Source organism: Nocardia sp. NPDC004860, assembly GCF_040609015.1.
Taxonomy (GTDB): Bacteria; Actinomycetota; Actinomycetes; order Mycobacteriales; family Mycobacteriaceae; genus Nocardia.
The window spans coordinates 370,549-385,871 of sequence record NZ_JBEXJI010000004.1 but is presented as its reverse complement, the minus strand read 5'-3'; the positions used below and the strand labels follow the sequence as shown (position 1 = coordinate 385,871).

General features: G+C 69.9%; 16 protein-coding genes. 3 read left to right on the top strand and 13 right to left on the bottom strand.

The window, feature by feature from the left end; genetic code table 11:
• Positions 1 to 27: 27 nt before the first annotated feature.
• From ABZV44_RS12115 to ABZV44_RS12105, 3 genes are all read right to left on the bottom strand, one after another.
• Positions 28 to 861, bottom strand: a complete 834-nt coding sequence (locus tag ABZV44_RS12115) for a transglutaminase family protein (RefSeq protein ID WP_354835340.1) — start codon at positions 859 to 861, stop codon at positions 28 to 30.
• Between the two features lie 8 nt (positions 862 to 869).
• Positions 870 to 1,841: an alpha-E domain-containing protein gene (locus ABZV44_RS12110; protein WP_354835040.1), complete on the bottom strand. Its 972-nt coding sequence runs from the start codon at positions 1,839 to 1,841 to the stop codon at positions 870 to 872.
• Between the two features lie 166 nt (positions 1,842 to 2,007).
• On the bottom strand, positions 2,008 to 3,510 hold the full coding sequence (locus tag ABZV44_RS12105) for a circularly permuted type 2 ATP-grasp protein (protein ID WP_354835038.1): 1,503 nt from the start codon (positions 3,508 to 3,510) through the stop codon (positions 2,008 to 2,010).
• A 373-nt stretch (positions 3,511 to 3,883) separates the two neighbouring features.
• Between ABZV44_RS12105 and rpsT the strand changes: the two genes are divergently transcribed.
• Both rpsT and ABZV44_RS12095 read left to right on the top strand, forming a co-directional pair.
• A complete protein-coding gene (rpsT, locus tag ABZV44_RS12100; protein ID WP_354835036.1) occupies positions 3,884 to 4,147 on the top strand; it encodes a 30S ribosomal protein S20 in 264 nt (87 codons plus the stop codon).
• Positions 4,148 to 4,318: 171 nt separating this feature from the next.
• Positions 4,319 to 5,068 (top strand): hypothetical protein, encoded by a 750-nt coding sequence (locus ABZV44_RS12095; protein ID WP_354835034.1) that lies wholly within the window; start codon positions 4,319 to 4,321, stop codon positions 5,066 to 5,068.
• 15 nt (positions 5,069 to 5,083) lie between these two features.
• On the opposite strand, the gene holA is transcribed toward ABZV44_RS12095, so the two are convergent.
• Positions 5,084 to 6,058, bottom strand: coding sequence for a DNA polymerase III subunit delta (gene holA / locus ABZV44_RS12090; RefSeq protein ID WP_354835032.1), 975 nt, complete (start codon positions 6,056 to 6,058; stop codon positions 5,084 to 5,086).
• A 120-nt stretch (positions 6,059 to 6,178) separates the two neighbouring features.
• On the opposite strand from holA, the gene ABZV44_RS12085 reads away from it, so the two are divergent.
• Entirely contained in the window at positions 6,179 to 6,457 is a 279-nt protein-coding gene (locus ABZV44_RS12085; RefSeq protein ID WP_354835030.1) for a hypothetical protein, read from the top strand.
• Here the strand turns inward: ABZV44_RS12085 and ABZV44_RS12080 are convergent.
• The 9 genes from ABZV44_RS12080 to ABZV44_RS12040 all read right to left on the bottom strand — a co-directional run bounded on the left by ABZV44_RS12080 (position 6,454) and on the right by ABZV44_RS12040 (position 15,301).
• Positions 6,454 to 8,064: a ComEC/Rec2 family competence protein gene (locus ABZV44_RS12080; protein WP_354835028.1), complete on the bottom strand. Its 1,611-nt coding sequence runs from the start codon at positions 8,062 to 8,064 to the stop codon at positions 6,454 to 6,456. The two genes, ABZV44_RS12085 and ABZV44_RS12080, sit on opposite strands and share 4 nt — an antisense overlap.
• A gap of 253 nt (positions 8,065 to 8,317) precedes the next feature.
• On the bottom strand, positions 8,318 to 9,397 hold the full coding sequence (locus tag ABZV44_RS12075; protein WP_354835026.1) for a ComEA family DNA-binding protein: 1,080 nt from the start codon (positions 9,395 to 9,397) through the stop codon (positions 8,318 to 8,320).
• Positions 9,398 to 9,499: 102 nt separating this feature from the next.
• A complete protein-coding gene (locus tag ABZV44_RS12070; protein ID WP_354835024.1) occupies positions 9,500 to 10,342 on the bottom strand; it encodes a DegV family protein in 843 nt (280 codons plus the stop codon).
• Positions 10,339 to 11,112: a diglucosylglycerate octanoyltransferase gene (gene octT / locus ABZV44_RS12065; protein ID WP_354835022.1), complete on the bottom strand. Its 774-nt coding sequence runs from the start codon at positions 11,110 to 11,112 to the stop codon at positions 10,339 to 10,341. The genes ABZV44_RS12070 and octT overlap by 4 nt, the downstream gene beginning before the upstream one ends.
• Positions 11,102 to 11,752, bottom strand: coding sequence for a histidine phosphatase family protein (locus ABZV44_RS12060; RefSeq protein WP_354835338.1), 651 nt, complete (start codon positions 11,750 to 11,752; stop codon positions 11,102 to 11,104). The genes octT and ABZV44_RS12060 overlap by 11 nt, the downstream gene beginning before the upstream one ends.
• Positions 11,753 to 11,757: 5 nt before the next feature.
• Positions 11,758 to 12,165, bottom strand: coding sequence for a ribosome silencing factor (gene rsfS / locus ABZV44_RS12055; protein ID WP_354835020.1), 408 nt, complete (start codon positions 12,163 to 12,165; stop codon positions 11,758 to 11,760).
• Between the two features lie 25 nt (positions 12,166 to 12,190).
• Entirely contained in the window at positions 12,191 to 12,823 is a 633-nt protein-coding gene (gene nadD, locus ABZV44_RS12050; protein ID WP_354835018.1) for a nicotinate-nucleotide adenylyltransferase, read from the bottom strand.
• Between the two features lie 76 nt (positions 12,824 to 12,899).
• On the bottom strand, positions 12,900 to 14,348 hold the full coding sequence (locus ABZV44_RS12045) for a VWA domain-containing protein (protein ID WP_354835336.1): 1,449 nt from the start codon (positions 14,346 to 14,348) through the stop codon (positions 12,900 to 12,902).
• Positions 14,349 to 14,416: 68 nt separating this feature from the next.
• Complete coding sequence (locus ABZV44_RS12040) at positions 14,417 to 15,301, bottom strand: MoxR family ATPase (RefSeq protein ID WP_354835016.1); 885 nt, start codon at positions 15,299 to 15,301, stop codon at positions 14,417 to 14,419.
• Positions 15,302 to 15,323: the final 22 nt, after the last annotated feature.

Below are 15,323 nucleotides of genomic sequence, written 5' to 3'. Positions count from 1 at the left end.
GAACCGGCGGCGCGAGCCGAAAACGCCTCAGGCCAGGCGAGTTATCTCCACTACGACCTCGAGATCGGTCGAGCCGCTCCCGCTGAAGATACCTTTGAGTGGGGGCACATCCGCGTAATCACGCCCCACCCCGACCGAGACGTGTTGCTCGGTGACCGGGATGTTGTTGGTCGGGTCGTAGCCCCACCACTGCCCGGTCCAGGCCTCCACCCAGGCGTGCATCTGACCCGCGACCGTGTGGCCGACCTCGGCGGACGGGTCCGGATGCAGGTAGCCGGACACATAGCGGCTGGGAATCCCCATGCCGCGCAACAGCAGCAGCGTGAGGTGCGCGTAATCCTGGCACACGCCTTGCCGTTCGGCGAAGGCCTGCACCGCCGAGGTCTGCACCGAGGTGGTCCCGGCCAGGTAGTTCATCTCCCGGTGCACCCATTCCGAGGCCCGGACAACCGCTTTCGCCGGCGACACGCCGCGCGCCAGCTGCCGGGCCACCGGGGCCAGCCGCCGCTTCTCGCGCGGCACGTAGACGGTGGGTTCGAGCAGTTCGTCGAAGCGGTCGGCAATGGCGTCGTCGCGCAGCTCCTCCCAGGCCAGCTCCTCGGGCGGCCCGGCGAACGGCTCGGTCTCGACGACCGAGGCGCTGGTGACCTCCAGCTCGGTGTGCGGGGCGTGCAGGTCGAAGGCCGTCACCGCCGTTCCCCAGTAGTCGATGTACCGGTAGGACCGGGTGGACGGCACGGTGTCGACCCGATTGAGGATCACGGTCTGCCGGCTGTCGGCGCGCGGGGTGAGCCGGGCCTCGTTGAACGACCGCATGACCGGCGCGTCGTACACGTATCCGGTGGTGTGCACCACCCGCATCCGCCAGCTCACGCCATCTCCTCGACCAGGTCCGCGCCGCGACCGTGCAGCCCCGTCCACGCCACCCACGATTCGGCGTGGAAGTACTGCAGCGCCACGGCCTCCCCCACCTCGCGGCAGGTCTGCTGCAGCCACAGCAGCCGGCTCGGCAGATCCTCCAGCAGCACCGACGAAGGCAGGAATTCCAGTTCGCTGCGCGCCCGGCCGAGCAGGCGATGCGCTTCGTGACGCGCCGCGAAACGGCTGTTGGGGCGTTGATCCAATTCCTGCAGACAGGTTTCGGCCACCCGTAGCGAATGGAATACCGACCGCGGGAACAGGCGGTCGAGCAGGATGAATTCCGCGATCTGATTGGCGTCGAGCACGCCGCGATGGGTGCGTAGATACGGGTCGTGGGCCCCCGCCGACCGCAGCACCGTCACCCAGGCCGGCGAGGAGGTGCGGTCACCGGCGCGCGAATGCAACAGGCGCACAGTCATATCCACGCGTTCGATGGATCTGCCCAGCAGCAGGAATCGATAGCCGTCGTCGCGGCTCAGGGTGGAATCGGAGAGTCCGGCGAACATGGCGGCGCGATCGGTGATGTAGTGGCAGAACTCGTGCGGCCCCAGCGCCCGCGCCGCCCGCTCGGCCGCCGCCAGCCCGTTGAAGGTGGCATTGAGGCACTCCCACATCTCGGTGGAGGTGACTTCCCGTGCGCCCCGGGCATTCTCACGCGCCCGGCTGATGGAATCGACGATGGAGCCGCCGTCGCGGCCGAAGGCCACCAGCTCGGTCACCGACCACACATCCAGTTCCCGGTCCTCGTCGGGCGGCTCGATGCCCAGTACCCGCAGCAGCACCCGCGAAGTTCGGTCCGGATCGACTGTGGCGTCCTCCAGCAGCTGATGGACCGCGACATCGAGAATGCGCGCCGTATATTCGGCTCGCTCGACGTAGCGCCCGATCCAGAAGAGGGATTCGGCATTGCGCGCCAACATGATGCTCTGCCCTATCTGCCTCCGCTTCGCTCCGGCGGGTTCGCGGCCCTGAAGGTCTCGTTCTTCCCTCCTCCGCTCCTCCGCTTCGCTCCCCGCTCCGTCAGTCCAGAACGAGACGGGCCGCGAACCAAAAGAGTTGAGCCTCAGCGAATGCTGTTTGTTGTTGTTACTGCTGTTGTTGGTTGGCCCGCATCGCCGAGGGCTCTCTGGATTGGTCTCTCTCCGGGGCGATCTGCAGTTCGCCGACCAGCTGCGAACCCGCCAATTCCCGTTGCGCCACAGAGGTTCTCGGTGCGAGCACCCAGGTGTCCTTGCTCCCGCCCCCTTGACTGGAATTCACCACCAGCGAGTTCGCGGGCAGCGCCACCCGGGTCAGCCCGCCCGGCAGCACCCAGATGTCGTCGCCGTCGTTGACCGCGAACGGCCGCAGGTCCACATGCCGGGGCGCGAGCCGCCCGTCGATCTTGCTCGGCACCGTGGACAGCTGTACCACCGGCTGCGCGATCCAGCCGCGCGGATTGGCCCGCACCTTGCGCCGGGTCGCCTCCAGCTCCCGGGTGCCGGCCGCCGGGCCGATCACGATGCCGTAGCCACCGGACCCCTCTACCGGCTTGACCACCAGTTCCGCCACCCGGTCCAGCACCTCGTCGCGTTCGGCCGGTTCCCAGCAGCGGTAGGAGTCCACATTGGGCAGGATCGGCTTCTCACCCAGGTAGTACTCGATGAACGCGGGCACATAGGTATAGACGAGCTTGTCGTCGCCGACCCCGTTGCCGACGGCATTGGCCAGCACCACCGTGCCGGCGCGGGCCGCGTTCAGGATCCCGGCCACCCCGAGCATCGAGTCCGGGCGGAACTGCATGGGATCGAGGAAGTCGTCGTCGATGCGCCGGTAGATGACATCCACCTGCCGCTCCCCCGCGGTGGTACGCATATAGACGACATTGTCGCGGCAGAACAGGTCCCGGCCCTCGACCAGCTCCACCCCCATCTGCCGGGCCAGCAGCGAATGCTCGAAGTAGGCGGAGTTGTGGACGCCGGGGGTGAGCACCACCACGGTCGGGTCGGCCTCGTTGGGCGCGGCGGCGGCGCGCAGGGCGCGCAGCAGGTGGGTCGGATAGTCGCCGACGGCGCGCACCCGGTGCGAGGCGAACAGGTCGGGGAACACACGCGCCATGGTGCGCCGGTTCTCCATGACGTAGGACACACCCGAGGGCGAGCGCAGATTGTCTTCCAGCACACGGAAATCCCCGTGCTCGTCGCGCACCAGGTCGATCCCCGCCACGTGGATGCGCACGCCATTGGGCGGCACCAGGCCGGCGGCCTCGCGGTGGAAGTGCGCGCAGGAGGTCACCAGCCGTTTCGGAATCACGCGGTCGCGCAGGATGGTCTGCTCGCCGTATACGTCGGCGAGGAAGGCCTCCAGCGCGCGCACCCGCTGCCGGATGCCGCGTTCGAGTTTGGTCCATTCGCCGGCGGCGATCACCCGCGGCACCAGGTCGAGCGGGAAGGGCCGCTCCTGGCCGGAGAGCGAAAAGGTGATGCCCTGATCGACGAATGCGCGGTCCAGCGCCTCGGCGCGGGCGGCCAGATCCTCGGCGTCGATGGTGGCCAGGGCGTTGAATATCCCCCGGTAGGGCGCCCGCGGGCGGCCCGCGGAATCGAACATCTCGTCATAGGCACGGTCGTAGCGGCCCGGTTGATACCCCGCGAAGACGCCTGATCTATCCGATTTTTCGCGTTCCAGTCCGGAAGGAGCGAGCGCGGCGGAGGCTGACGCGGTGGATCTGTCTACTCTGGAGAGACCCGGTGCGGGTGCTGCGGGGGTCATGCAAAAATAGTCCATCACGCAGGGGCAACACGCAGTTGGACGGCGATAAATTTCTGGTTTCGGCCAGATAGCGGACAGGCTCGATTTCATACCTCGCCACGTCGCCTGGTAGCCTCGACTGTCGGTGCTGCAACTGCCCCTCTCGTAGTGCGCGCCCGAAGACTTTGCATCCCGCATACACCACCAAGTGAAGGAACACGAGGAAACCGGCGTGGCCAACATCAAGTCCCAGATGAAGCGGATCCGCACCAACGAGCTTGCGCGCCAGCGCAACCAGTCGGTGAAGTCCGCGCTGCGCACCTCGATCCGCAAGTTCCGCGAGGCCGCTGCGGCGGGCGAGACGGACAAGGCGCTCGAGCTGATGCAGTCCGCGAGCAAGAGCCTGGACAAGGCCGCCTCCAAGGGCGTCATCCACGCCAACCAGGCCGCCAACAAGAAGTCGGCCCTGTCGCTGGCTTTCAACAAGCTCGGCTGATCCTGCCCGGTACACCTACCGGCATCATGCTTCTCACAGCCGCCGTGGCCACGAAGACCACGGCGGCTTTTGTCGTGTCCGGAGCTGGCGACTTGCGCGAACGCGCTATTTTCAGCAGGATGGCCGCGAACCGTCGGGGGCTACCTGTAAACCTGCACTGGGAGAGATCTCTTGGCAACGCTGCGTCGTGACAACCGTTCGTCCTGGACCCGGGGCACGCTGGCCGTCAGCGTGGCCGCGGTCGCGCTGACCACCGGAATGGGTGTGGCAGCCGCGCGTCCCATCGGCCCGTTCGAGGTGGGCGGGGCCATCGAGGTCGAATACGACGGGGCGGGGGGACCGGACTTCTTCGGTGATCCCACCACTCCGGAGACCGACGCCGCGGGCGGCGGCAAGAAGCAGGACTTCGTCAACAACGTCTCCATCTACTGGACCCCAGCTACCGACGCGCACGCCATCGGCGGCGCCATCCGCGACAAGTGGAAGGGCGCGGGCGCGGAGTCGGGCGCGCTGAAGTACCCGGTGGTGGACGAGGGGCAGACCTCGAAACCCGGCCGCTTCCAGCACTTCCAGGGCGGCTCGATCTACTGGTCGGTGGGTGCCGGCACCCATGTGGTGAGCGGCGTGATCCGCGACAAGTACTCCTCGGTCGGCTGGGAGAGCAGTCCGCTGGGCTTCCCCATCGCCGATGAGAACAAGACCAACAGCGCCACCACCCACGAGCAGCTGTTCGAGGGCGGAGCCGTCTACTCCACCCAGAAGACCGGGACCCACGTCGTGTGGGGCTCGATCCGCGACGAGTGGGTGCGCAATGGCGCGGAGAACGGCCGCTACGGCTACCCGACCAGCGACGAGTACGACTACCAGGGCGGCAAGGCCCAGGAGTTCCAGGGCGGCAAGATCACCTGGAAGCCGGAGTAGTCCCGGGCCTTCCCGCTACGAGGCGCTCTCGCGCAGCTCCAGAATGCGCGAGAGTGCGTGCTCCAGCGCGTAATCCGCGTCGGCCGCCTGACCCTTGACGTCGGCATTGAGCGCGGCCACCACCTGCAGCGCCGCCCCGATGGACGCGCCGGTCCAGCCGCGCGCCTGGCCCTGCGCCTTCTTCACCTTCCACGGCGGCATCCCCAGATCACCGGCCATCTTGAACGGGTCGCCGCGCCCGGCCGAGCCGACGCGGGCGATGGTGTGCACCGAATCCGCGAGGGCGTCCGCGAGCAGGACCGCGGGGACGCCGCGATCGATGGCCCAGCGCAGCGCTTCCATGGCGGCGGGCCGATCCCCCGACACGGCCAGATCGGCGACATCGAACCCGGTCACCTCGGCCTTGCCCGAGTAGTACTGCCGCACCGCCGCGAGATCCACCTTGCCGCCGGTGTCGGCCGCCAACTGCGAACTGGCGGCGGCGAGTTCGCGCAGGTCCGAGCCCACGGCCTCGATGAGGGCCTGCACCACGTCCGCCGGCACCCGCACATTGGCGGCCCGGAACTCGTTGCGCACGAACTCGACCCGCTCCCCCGCCTTGGTCAGCTTCGCGCAGTCGTGCACCACCGCGCCCAGCTTCTGCAGGGCCGGCGCCAGCGCCTTGGCCCGCCCGCCCCCGCTGTGCAGCACCACCAGCACCACGCCCTCGGGTGGTGCGGACGCCGCATCCTGGATGACCGCGACCGCGTCCTTGCCCGCCTCGGCCGCCGACTCCAGCACGATCACCCGATCCTCGGCGAACAGCGAAGGACTGAGCAGCTCAGCCAATTCCGCCGTGCTGGCATCCCCCGCCCGGAGCCGATCCACCGGCAGCGCATCCGCCTCCGCCGAGCCGGCCCGGGTCTGCGCGGTAATGCCCGCCACCGCTCGCTCGATCAGCAATTCCTCTTCACCGAGCACGAGATGCAGGGGCGCGGGTCGCTGGTTCACGCCCCGATCCTACGAGCCCGCTCCGACAACCCCTGCATCCCGCACCCGGTCAGCACAGGCACACAAACGTATGACACGTGGGCCCGATGGCCGCGCACTTCGGGGCGCTGGTTCGCGAGCGTGCCGACGGCTCCTGGAGCCTGCCCTTCCGCCCCCCTCGACATCGTCGCCTCCGAGGACCTGGTGCACGGCGACCACTGGTCGGACTGGATCGCCGGCACCTGCCCGGCCCTGCTCGTCCGTGCCGCGCACGGTGTCATCCCCGCCGACATGGCCGCGGCCATGCGCTACCGGCGCCCGGGCACCCGTATGGTCGAACTCGATGCCGACCACGTCGTCTACGCCAACGACCCCGCCGGTTTCGCCGACGCCGTCAACGAGTTCCTGAGCTCCCTCTAGCCGGACGGCGAGTCCTCGTCTCGACCCGGCCGAGGCGGCACAGATCCCGGCACGGCGTCCGGATCCGCCCGCGAGCGGCCAGGGTGCAGAGCCGCGATCACCAAGGCGCACACCACCGTTGCCACCAGACCTGAACGCAGACCGGTCGGTAGTGAGACCGAGGCTCCCAGGGCGGCGGCTCGGTCGGAGACCGTGAGCAGCCACCACAGTGGCGGTGCGGTGCAGTGCATGACCGCCGCGGCGAGGGGCGACCACACGCAGGCGAGCAGCGCACCCAGCGCGCCGAGGATGGTGATGGGCGCGATCACCGGTTCGACCAGCATGTTCACTACGATCGCGACCAGGCTGAGGTGGCCGGTCATGGCGATGACCAGCGGCGTGGTGACCACGAAGGCCGCGGCCGCCACCGCGAAGGAGTCGGCGGGGATCCGCCACCAGCCATGGGCGCGAAGCCAATCCGACCAGCCCGGGGCGATCACGATCAGTCCGGCGGTGGCCAGCACCGACAGGGCGAATCCGGCGTCCACCGCGAGACCCGGTGACCAGGCCAGTAATGCGATGATGGCGGCGCACAGGGCGGGTAGGGCCTGCTTACGGCGGCCCGTGCAGAGAGCCAGTAGCGCAATGGCTCCCATGACGGCGGCCCGCAGGACACTGGGCGAGGGGCGGGCCAGGATCACGAACATGACCAGAGCCGCGCCCGCGGCCACCGCGCCGATCCGTGGATCCACCGTGAGGATGCGCATCGAAACCAGCACGGCCCCAAGCAAAATCGTCACATTGGCCCCGCTGACAGCCGTCAAATGCGTCAAATCGGACTCACGGAAGTTCTCCTGGACGTGGTCGGTGAGGGTCGAGGTGTCGCCGATGACCAGGCCCGGGAGCAGGCCGGCGGCATCATCGGAGAGCGCGCGGTGGGCGGATGTCGCGAAGTCGCCGCGCACCTGCCCGGCGAGGCGCTGCCACCAGGGCGGGGTGCTCACCGAGATGGGAGCGGCCTCCGCCCGCAGGATGGCGACCGTCATGTCCGGACGCCACGGACGGGCCACGCGGGCAGGGAATTCCACCCGCTGGCCGGGCAGCAGGGTCCGCCACCCCGCCGCCGGCGCCATCACCAGCACCGATCCGCCGGAATGCACAATCCGTCCACCCAACCGGTAATCCACCAGCCCGGCCCGCACCAGCACCTTCGGCCCGCCGAACGGCTTGGCGGACACCCGCTTCGGATCATCGGTCAGCTCCACCACCGCCACCAGCCGCTGCCCGGCCCGCACCGCCCGCAACGGATGCGTCTGCACTCGATGCGCATGCCACGCGCCCGCCACCCCGAACCCCGCCCCGATCACCAAGGCCCCCAGCACCACCCACGCCACCCCACTCCCCCGCCCCGCCCGCACCCGCCGAATCGCCCACGCCGCCGCACACATCCCCACCAGCCCGCACCCGGCCGCCACCCCGACCCCGGCCCACCACCCCAACACCAACGGCGCTACCGTCGCGCCCCAACCACATACCGCCGCCGGAACCAGCCGCGCATCCAGCACCTCGGGTATTTCGACGGGCCCGCGATCCCCGGCATCGACGCGGTCGGTCGCGCCCGTTGTCATCGACACCGCCCCGGCTCTGACCGCAGCTTCGCTACCGTCGTCATTCCACTCCCGGGCGCCGATCGTCCACCGGCGGCGCAATCGTTGCGCCCCGACAACTCTGGGCGATTGCCCCGCTCGGCGCAGGCCATAGCCTGCCGGCCCCGATGAGCGCCCGCACGCCTCGCTGTCCGAGTCGTGCTCGCGCCCTCCGACTCGGCTTTCCGGCAACCGGTGCGGCTGTACTGGTGCGCGGCAAGGCAATTCACGGTGGTCATATCGTCACCCGGTCGCGGAGGCGGGCGAGGCGGGAGTGGCCTATGCCCTCGATTTCGGAGAGTTGGTCGATGGAGGTGAAGCGGCCGTGGCGGGTGCGCCAGGTGAGGATGGCGCGGGCGGTGACGGGGCCTACGCCGGGGAGGGTGTCGAGGTCGGATTCGGTGGCGGTGTTGAGGTTCACCTTCGCGGGGACGGCGGTGGAGCGGGGTGGGCCGGAGGGTGGGGGTGAGTTCGCCGGGGGGTGAGCGGAATTCACGATGGTGGTGCCGACCTGCTGGGTGGTGGGGCGGGGTGTGGTGCGGCCGACGATGATCTGGTCGCCGTCGGTGAGGGGCTGGGCGAGGTTGAGGGTGGAGAGGTCGGCTTCGGGGCGGGGAGCGGCGACGCGGAGGGCGTCGGCTATCCGGGCTCCGGCGGGGAAGCGGCGGAGCCCGCCGTGCTCGACGAGACCGACGACGCTGATGACGAGCTCGCCGGGGGCGGCAGTAGCCCCCGGAGCGCCGGTTGCCGTGGTAGCGAGCGGGATTCGATCCGGCTGCGAGACGGCGGGCCGCGACGCGGGCGGCTGGGCCGCGCCCGGCACGGGCGTGGCTGTGACCGTCACGGCGGAAGCGGCGGCTTCGGGTGCGGCACCATCCTGGTCGGCGGGTGCGGATTCGCTGAGTGCGGCGATGGGTGGGACCGGTTGGGAGACAGGCTTTTCGCGCAGGGTGACGTAGCCGGCGAAGAGGATGGCCAGGATGCCGAGGGCGGCGATGACCACGACACCGCGCGGGCCCGGATCCCAGCGGGTGCCGCGGAAACGTTCGGGGACCAGGCGTTCGTGCCACAGGGACACGCTGCCGCAGGGCTCGGACAGCCAGTCGGGCGAGGATCCGCCGGGATGCCGATCAGCGTCCCGGCGATCGGGTTCGACGAGCAGGTCGAGCGAGTCCTCGTCCCAGCGGCCCGGATGTGGACGGCCGGAGGCGAATTCCGCCGGGTCGGCGGTGACCTCGGCCGGGCCGGGGCGTGGGTCGGCGGCGGTGCGGGCGTTGAGGCGCTGCAGCGGGGTGCGTTCGTCGAGTCGTGGCATGCAGCTCACGGTAGAAGCGACGACGACCCCGGCCGCCCACGCGACCTGGGCTTTCAGCCGACCTGTGGATAGAGAATTACGTTGTGGACAACGCCGTTTCCGCTAGCCGCAGCCGCCCGGCACCACCAGCGCGCCGACCGCGCCCACGCCCAGGTGCACCCCCAGGGTGGGTCCGAATTCGGCGATGATGACCTCCCGGATACCGGGGATCAGATCCCGCAGCTGACCGGCGATGGTGTTGGCGGCCTCCTCGGCCCCCAGATGCTGGACCGCGACCGCCGCCCCGTCCTCGCCCGCCGCATCCACCACGGCCGCAACGAGTTTGGTGAACGCCTTGGAGCGCGTGCGGGCCTTCTCGCGCAGTTCCAGCCGCCCGTTCACGATCTGGATGATCGGCTTGGTGACCAGCTCGGTGCCGAAGAACGCCGCGGCCGTGCTCAGCCGCCCGCCGCGCCGCAGCTGCTCGGTCCGGTTGACGACGATGAACGCGCGCCCGCGGCTGGCCGCCGCCACCGCCGAGTCGTACACGACATCGAGCGGCTCGCCCGCCCGTGCCCGGCGCGCCGCCGCCAGCACCGGCAGCCCGGTACCCAGCCCGGCGCTCAGCGAGTCCACCAGCCGGATCCGATCGGCGGCATCCATGTCCCGCACGGCCTGCCGCCCGGCCTCCCAGGTGCCCGACAGCTGCCGCGAGATGTGCACGGCCACTACGCCGTCGCCGTCGGACAGCTCCAGCGCCCGCTCGTAGACGCTGCGCAGGTCACCCGGCGAGGCGGCCGAGGTGGTGACCTGGGAGGAGCCGTAGTCGATGTCGCAGTCGTCGATCCCCTCCCGAATCTCGCGATCGTCGACCAGCACGTGCAGCGGCACGGCCAGCACACCAAGATCAGCCGTGAGGCCGGCCGGCAGGCTGGCCGACGAGTCGGTCACCACCACCACGGTCATGCAGTGTGTACCTCGTCGGCCGTGGCCTCGGTCAGCACCTTCACCATGGCCCGCGCGACCGCGCTGTGGCCCTCCCAGCCCCAGTGGATGCCGTCCGGGTTGGCGGGGCCGTTGAACACGTTGTCGCGCACGGCGTCCCCGAGATCCACCAGCGGCACCGCGTGCTCGGCGGCCCAGGCCGACACGGCCCGCACCATGGGCTCGCGCCCGGTGTGCACCCCGGCGTAGGCCTCGCACTTGTGCACCGAGGGCAGCACCGCCACGAACGGCAGCTCGGGCCGCAGCTGGGCCAGCGAGTGCCGCGACTGTTCCAGGTAGTCCACGCTCACCGCGGGCGGCAGCGCCACCGGCCGGCCCAGCGGGGACAGCCTGGGCTGCACCCAGTTGTAGGCCTCGCGCACCCGCCGGCGCACCGAGGACGGCCGCACATAGCGGATCAGCTCGCGCAGCGCGGTCGGCAGTGGCGAGGGCAGCGAGTCCATGCCTCCGGTCGCGAACACCACGGCCCCGGCCCGCGGCACCGCGGCCCAGATGCGCGGGTCGCCGATCAGCGCCCAGTAGGCGTCGCGGCAGGTCCAGCCGATGCGGGCCACCAGTTCGACGTCCCAGTCCAGCTCGGCGGCAACGAGATTGGGCCAGATGCCGGGATGGTCGGCGGGCAGCCCGCCCTTGGGACCGAAGTAGGACAGCGAGTCCGCCACCACCACCAGCACCTTGCGCTGCGGCGAACCGTCCTGCGCCGGTTGGGCGTTCGGACTCTCAGAGGACATCAGGGGCTACCTTCGCGACGGCGTTCCACACATCCAGGCGCCAGCCGGGCTTGTCGATGCCGGGACCGTGGCTGGTCAGCTGCACCCAGCTGGTATTGGCCAGGCCGCCCAAGGCCGGCCAGTTCGCCTCGGGCAGGTCGAGCAGGGCCGCGGTCAGCGCCGCGATCAGCCCGCCGTGCGCAACCAGCATGATGGTACGGCCGGGCCAGTCCTCCCGCGCGGCGAAGAGTTCCGTCACCACAGGCAGCGCTCGCGCGCCCACCTCGAGCTTGGATTCGCCGCCGGGCGGGGTGAAGCGGGCATCGAGCCGCCACGCCTTGCGGGCGCCGGGGTACTCGGCGTCGACCTGGTGGTGGTCCAGGCCCTCCCAGTCCCCGAGGTTGGTCTCGCGCAGGCGCTCGTCGGTGACGACCGGCATGGCCGCGCATTCGGCGACGGCGAGCGCGGTGTCGTGGGCCCGCTTGAGATCGGAGGAGACAATGGCGATCAGGTCGCTGGTCGCCATGTCCGGCGCGCAGTCCTTGGCCTGGCGTCTGCCGATGTCATCGAGTTCGGTGTCGATCTGGCCCTGCATGCGGTCGCCGGCGTTCCATTCGGTCTGTCCGTGCCGCAGCAGAATCAACCGGCGGACGCCGGCCATCTTGCTCACTCGTCGTCCCCGCCCTTGTCTTGCTCGGTCGTCGCGCGCGGATCGCCGATGCCGTCGACCGGCACCGCCGGGCAGTCCTTCCACAGGCGCTCGAGCCCGTAGAAGTCGCGTTCGTCCTCGTGCTGGACGTGGACCACGATCTCGACGTAGTCCAGCAGCGCCCAGCGGCCCTCGCGGGTGCCCTCGCGGCGCACCGGCTTGTATCCGGCCTCGCGCAGCTTGTCCTCGATGTTGTCGACGATCGCGTTGACCTGGCGCTCGTTGGGCGCGGACGCGATGACGAAGCAGTCGGTGATGACCAGCTGCTCGGAGACGTCCAGCACGACCACGTCGGCGGCCAGTTTCTCGTCGGCGGCCCGTGCGGCCACCGTCGCCATCGAGACGGCTTCTGCCGATGCTGTCACCCTGCTACCTCTTCCCTGCGCACTTTCACCATGCACTGTCTTGCGGCACGTACAGGTGCCGTTTCGATATGTATTGGACGACCCCGTCCGGGACGAGGTACCACACCGGCCGGCCCTCCCCCGCCCGTCGCCGGCATTCGCTCGACGAGATGGCCAGGGCCGGGATCTCGACCATCGTGACCGTGCCCTCCGGGTAGTCGCGGAGGTGGTCGGCGAGATGGTCGATATTCAATTCGTACCCCGGACGGGTCACGCCGACGAATTTCGCCAGCTCGAACAGTTCCGACCAATCCTGCCACGTCAGGATGCTGGCCAGCGCGTCCGCTCCGGTGATGAAGTACAGATCCGCGTCCGGGTGGAGTTCGGCCAGGTCGCGCAGGGTGTCGACGGTGTAGGTCTCCTTGCCGCGGTCCACGTCGACGCGGCTCACCTGGAACCGGGGATTGGACGCGGTCGCGATGACCGTCATGAGATACCGGTCCTCGGCCGGGCTGACCGCGCGATCGCCCTTCTGCCACGGCTGACCGGTCGGTACGAAAATCACCTCGTCCAGGTCGAACCGATTCGCGACCTCACTGGCCGCGACCAGGTGCCCGTGGTGGATGGGGTCGAAGGTGCCGCCCATCACGCCCAGCTTGCGGCGGCCGTTCGTATGCACGAAAAGCGAGCTTACCGGGGGCGATTGATTACGCCGCCCCCGCACCGGCGGGGCTCGGCCGACCGGCCGGCCGGATTCAGACCGGCAGCAGACGGCCCACCAGGGCGGTCAGCTGGCGGGCCGAACGGCATTCGTGCATCTCGATGATGTCGGCGTAGCGGTCGGCGGCGGAATCGCCGGTGCCCCACATCTTCTCGGCCTCGGGGTTGAGCCAGTAGGCGTGCTTGGCGGTGTCGACCAGCCGCCGGAGGGTGTCCAGCGCCGGGTCGCGGTAGTTGGTGCGGGCGTCGCCGAGGATGAGCAGGGAGGTGCGGCTGGTGACGGCGTCGGGGAACCGCTCGGCGAAACCCTCCAGGGCCGAGCCGTAGTCGGAGTGGCCCTCGATGCCGACGACCTCGGCTTCGGTGAAGATGCGGCGGGTCAGCTGATCCAGCGGGGTGGCCGCGTCGAACAGCTGGGTGACCTCGTCGACGCGGTCCACGAAGGCGAAGATGCGGACCCGGGAGAACTGCTCGCGCAGGGCGTTCACCAGCAGCATGGTGAAGCTGGAGAAACCGGCGACCGAGCCCGAGATGTCGCACAGCAGGACGAGATCGGGGCGGCCGGGACGCGGCTTTCGGGTGACGAGATTCACTGGGACGCCGCCGGTGGACATGGATTTGCGCATGGTCTTGCGCAGATCGATCTCGCCGCGGCGGGCACGGCGGCGGCGCGCGGCCAGGCGGGAGGCCAGGACTCGGGCCAAGCGCTGGCTGCTGCGGCGCAGTTCGTCGAGTTCGGCCTGGGAGATGCGCAGGAAGTCGGCGTCCTCGGCCTGCCGGGCGACGCCGTAGGTGGCGACGCGCTCGCGGCCGATGCGCTCGGCCACCCGGCGGCGGGTCTCGGCTTCGACGGTGCTGCGGAAGTCCTTGATGCGGCCGCGGGCCGTGCGGCGGGCGACCTCGGTGTCGAAGTCGGAATTGTCCATGCCCTGGGCGAGACCGGCGAGAATCCTGCTCACCAGCAGTTCCGGCTGCAGATCCTTCAGCGTCTGGTAGGCGGAGAAGGACGGCCCGCCCGCCGCCTGGTACTGGCCCATCTGGTCGACCATCTGCGCGGCCAGCGCCTGCAATTGCTGCGCCTGCTCGCCCGACGGGTCCTGGATCAGCAACTCCGCCAGCATCTTCCGCAGTTCGAGGATGTCGACCGAGCCGTCCGGTTTGATCGGCAGCTCCACCTCCTCGGCCCCGGCCCGCTCCCCCAGCGCGGCCGGGAACCACAGGTCGAACATGCCGTCGAAGGTGGCGCGCTGGGTGGTGCGGCGCAGCAGCGCGCAGGCCAGGCCCTCGCGCAGCGCCTCCCGGTCCATGAGGTCCAGGACGGTGAGAACCTGTCCGGCGTCCACGGTTTCGGACGGCCCGACCGGAATTCCCCGGCCGCGCAACGCCTCCACGAAGCCGACCAGATGTCCGGGCAGGCCGTGTTCGGCCGTCGGTCCCGGCACCTGCACCGGCTTGGCCGGCGTACCGCCCGAGATCGCCCGCATGGCGGCGGAAACCAGCCCGCGCGGCGAGTTCTCCTTGCCCTTCGAGGGCTCCGACGCCCCGCCCACGATCAGGCCAGCTTCAGCTCGGACTGCGCACGCACGTGATCGGCCTGGTGCTTCAGCACCACTCCGAGCGTGGCCCGCACGGTCTTGTCGTCGAGATCCTTTGCGCCCAAGGCCAGGAGCGTGCGCGCCCAGTCGATGGACTCCGCGACCGACGGCAGCTTCTTGAGCTGCATGCCGCGCAGCACGTGCACGATCCGCACCAGCTGCGCCGCCACCGCGGGCTTCAGCTCCGGCACCCGGCTGGCCAGGATGCGGCGCTCGAGCTCCTCGTCCGGGAAGTCGATGTGCAGGTAGAGGCAGCGCCGCTTGAGCGCCTCGGACAGCTCGCGGGTGGCGTTGGAGGTGAGCACCACGAACGGCTTGCGGGTCGCGCTGATGGTGCCCAGTTCCGGCACGGTGACCGAGAAGTCGCTCAGCACCTCGAGCAGCAGGCCCTCGATCTCGACGTCGGCCTTGTCGGTCTCGTCGATGAGCAGCACGGTCGGCTCGTCGCGCCGGATGGCGGTGAGCAGCGGGCGTTCCAGCAGGAACTCGTCGGTGAAGACGTCGGCCTTGGTTTCGGCCCAGTCGTTCTCCGAGGACGCCTGGATGCGCAGGATCTGCTTGGCGTGGTTCCACTCGTAGAGTGCCCGCGCCTCGTCCACGCCCTCATAGCACTGCAGCCGCACCAGCTCCGCACCCGCGACCTGCGCGACAGCCTTGGACAGCTCGGTCTTGCCGACACCGGCCGGCCCCTCGATGAGCAGCGGCTTGCCGAGCCGGTCGGCGAGGAAAACCGAAGTGGCGGTGGCCTTGTCGGCCAGGTAGCCGGTGCGGGCCAGCCGCTCGATCACATCGTCGACCGACGAGAAGATCGGCTCCTGGTTGGGTGCGGTGGTGGGAGCCACGGCGGTCCTTTCGTATCCAGCG

Coding starts and splice junctions, on each gene's coding strand:
- ABZV44_RS12115 (WP_354835340.1), bottom strand. CDS start 861: ATGCGGGTGGTGCACACCACCGGATACGTGTACGACGCGCCGGTCATG.
- ABZV44_RS12110 (WP_354835040.1), bottom strand. CDS start 1,841: ATGTTGGCGCGCAATGCCGAATCCCTCTTCTGGATCGGGCGCTACGTC.
- ABZV44_RS12105 (WP_354835038.1), bottom strand. CDS start 3,510: ATGTTCGATTCCGCGGGCCGCCCGCGGGCGCCCTACCGGGGGATATTC.
- ABZV44_RS12080 (WP_354835028.1), bottom strand. CDS start 8,064: ATGACAACGGGCGCGACCGACCGCGTCGATGCCGGGGATCGCGGGCCC.
- ABZV44_RS12075 (WP_354835026.1), bottom strand. CDS start 9,397: ATGCCACGACTCGACGAACGCACCCCGCTGCAGCGCCTCAACGCCCGC.
- ABZV44_RS12070 (WP_354835024.1), bottom strand. CDS start 10,342: ATGACCGTGGTGGTGGTGACCGACTCGTCGGCCAGCCTGCCGGCCGGC.
- octT (WP_354835022.1), bottom strand. CDS start 11,112: ATGTCCTCTGAGAGTCCGAACGCCCAACCGGCGCAGGACGGTTCGCCG.
- ABZV44_RS12060 (WP_354835338.1), bottom strand. CDS start 11,752: ATGGCCGGCGTCCGCCGGTTGATTCTGCTGCGGCACGGACAGACCGAA.
- ABZV44_RS12045 (WP_354835336.1), bottom strand. CDS start 14,348: ATGCGGGCGATCTCGGGCGGTACGCCGGCCAAGCCGGTGCAGGTGCCG.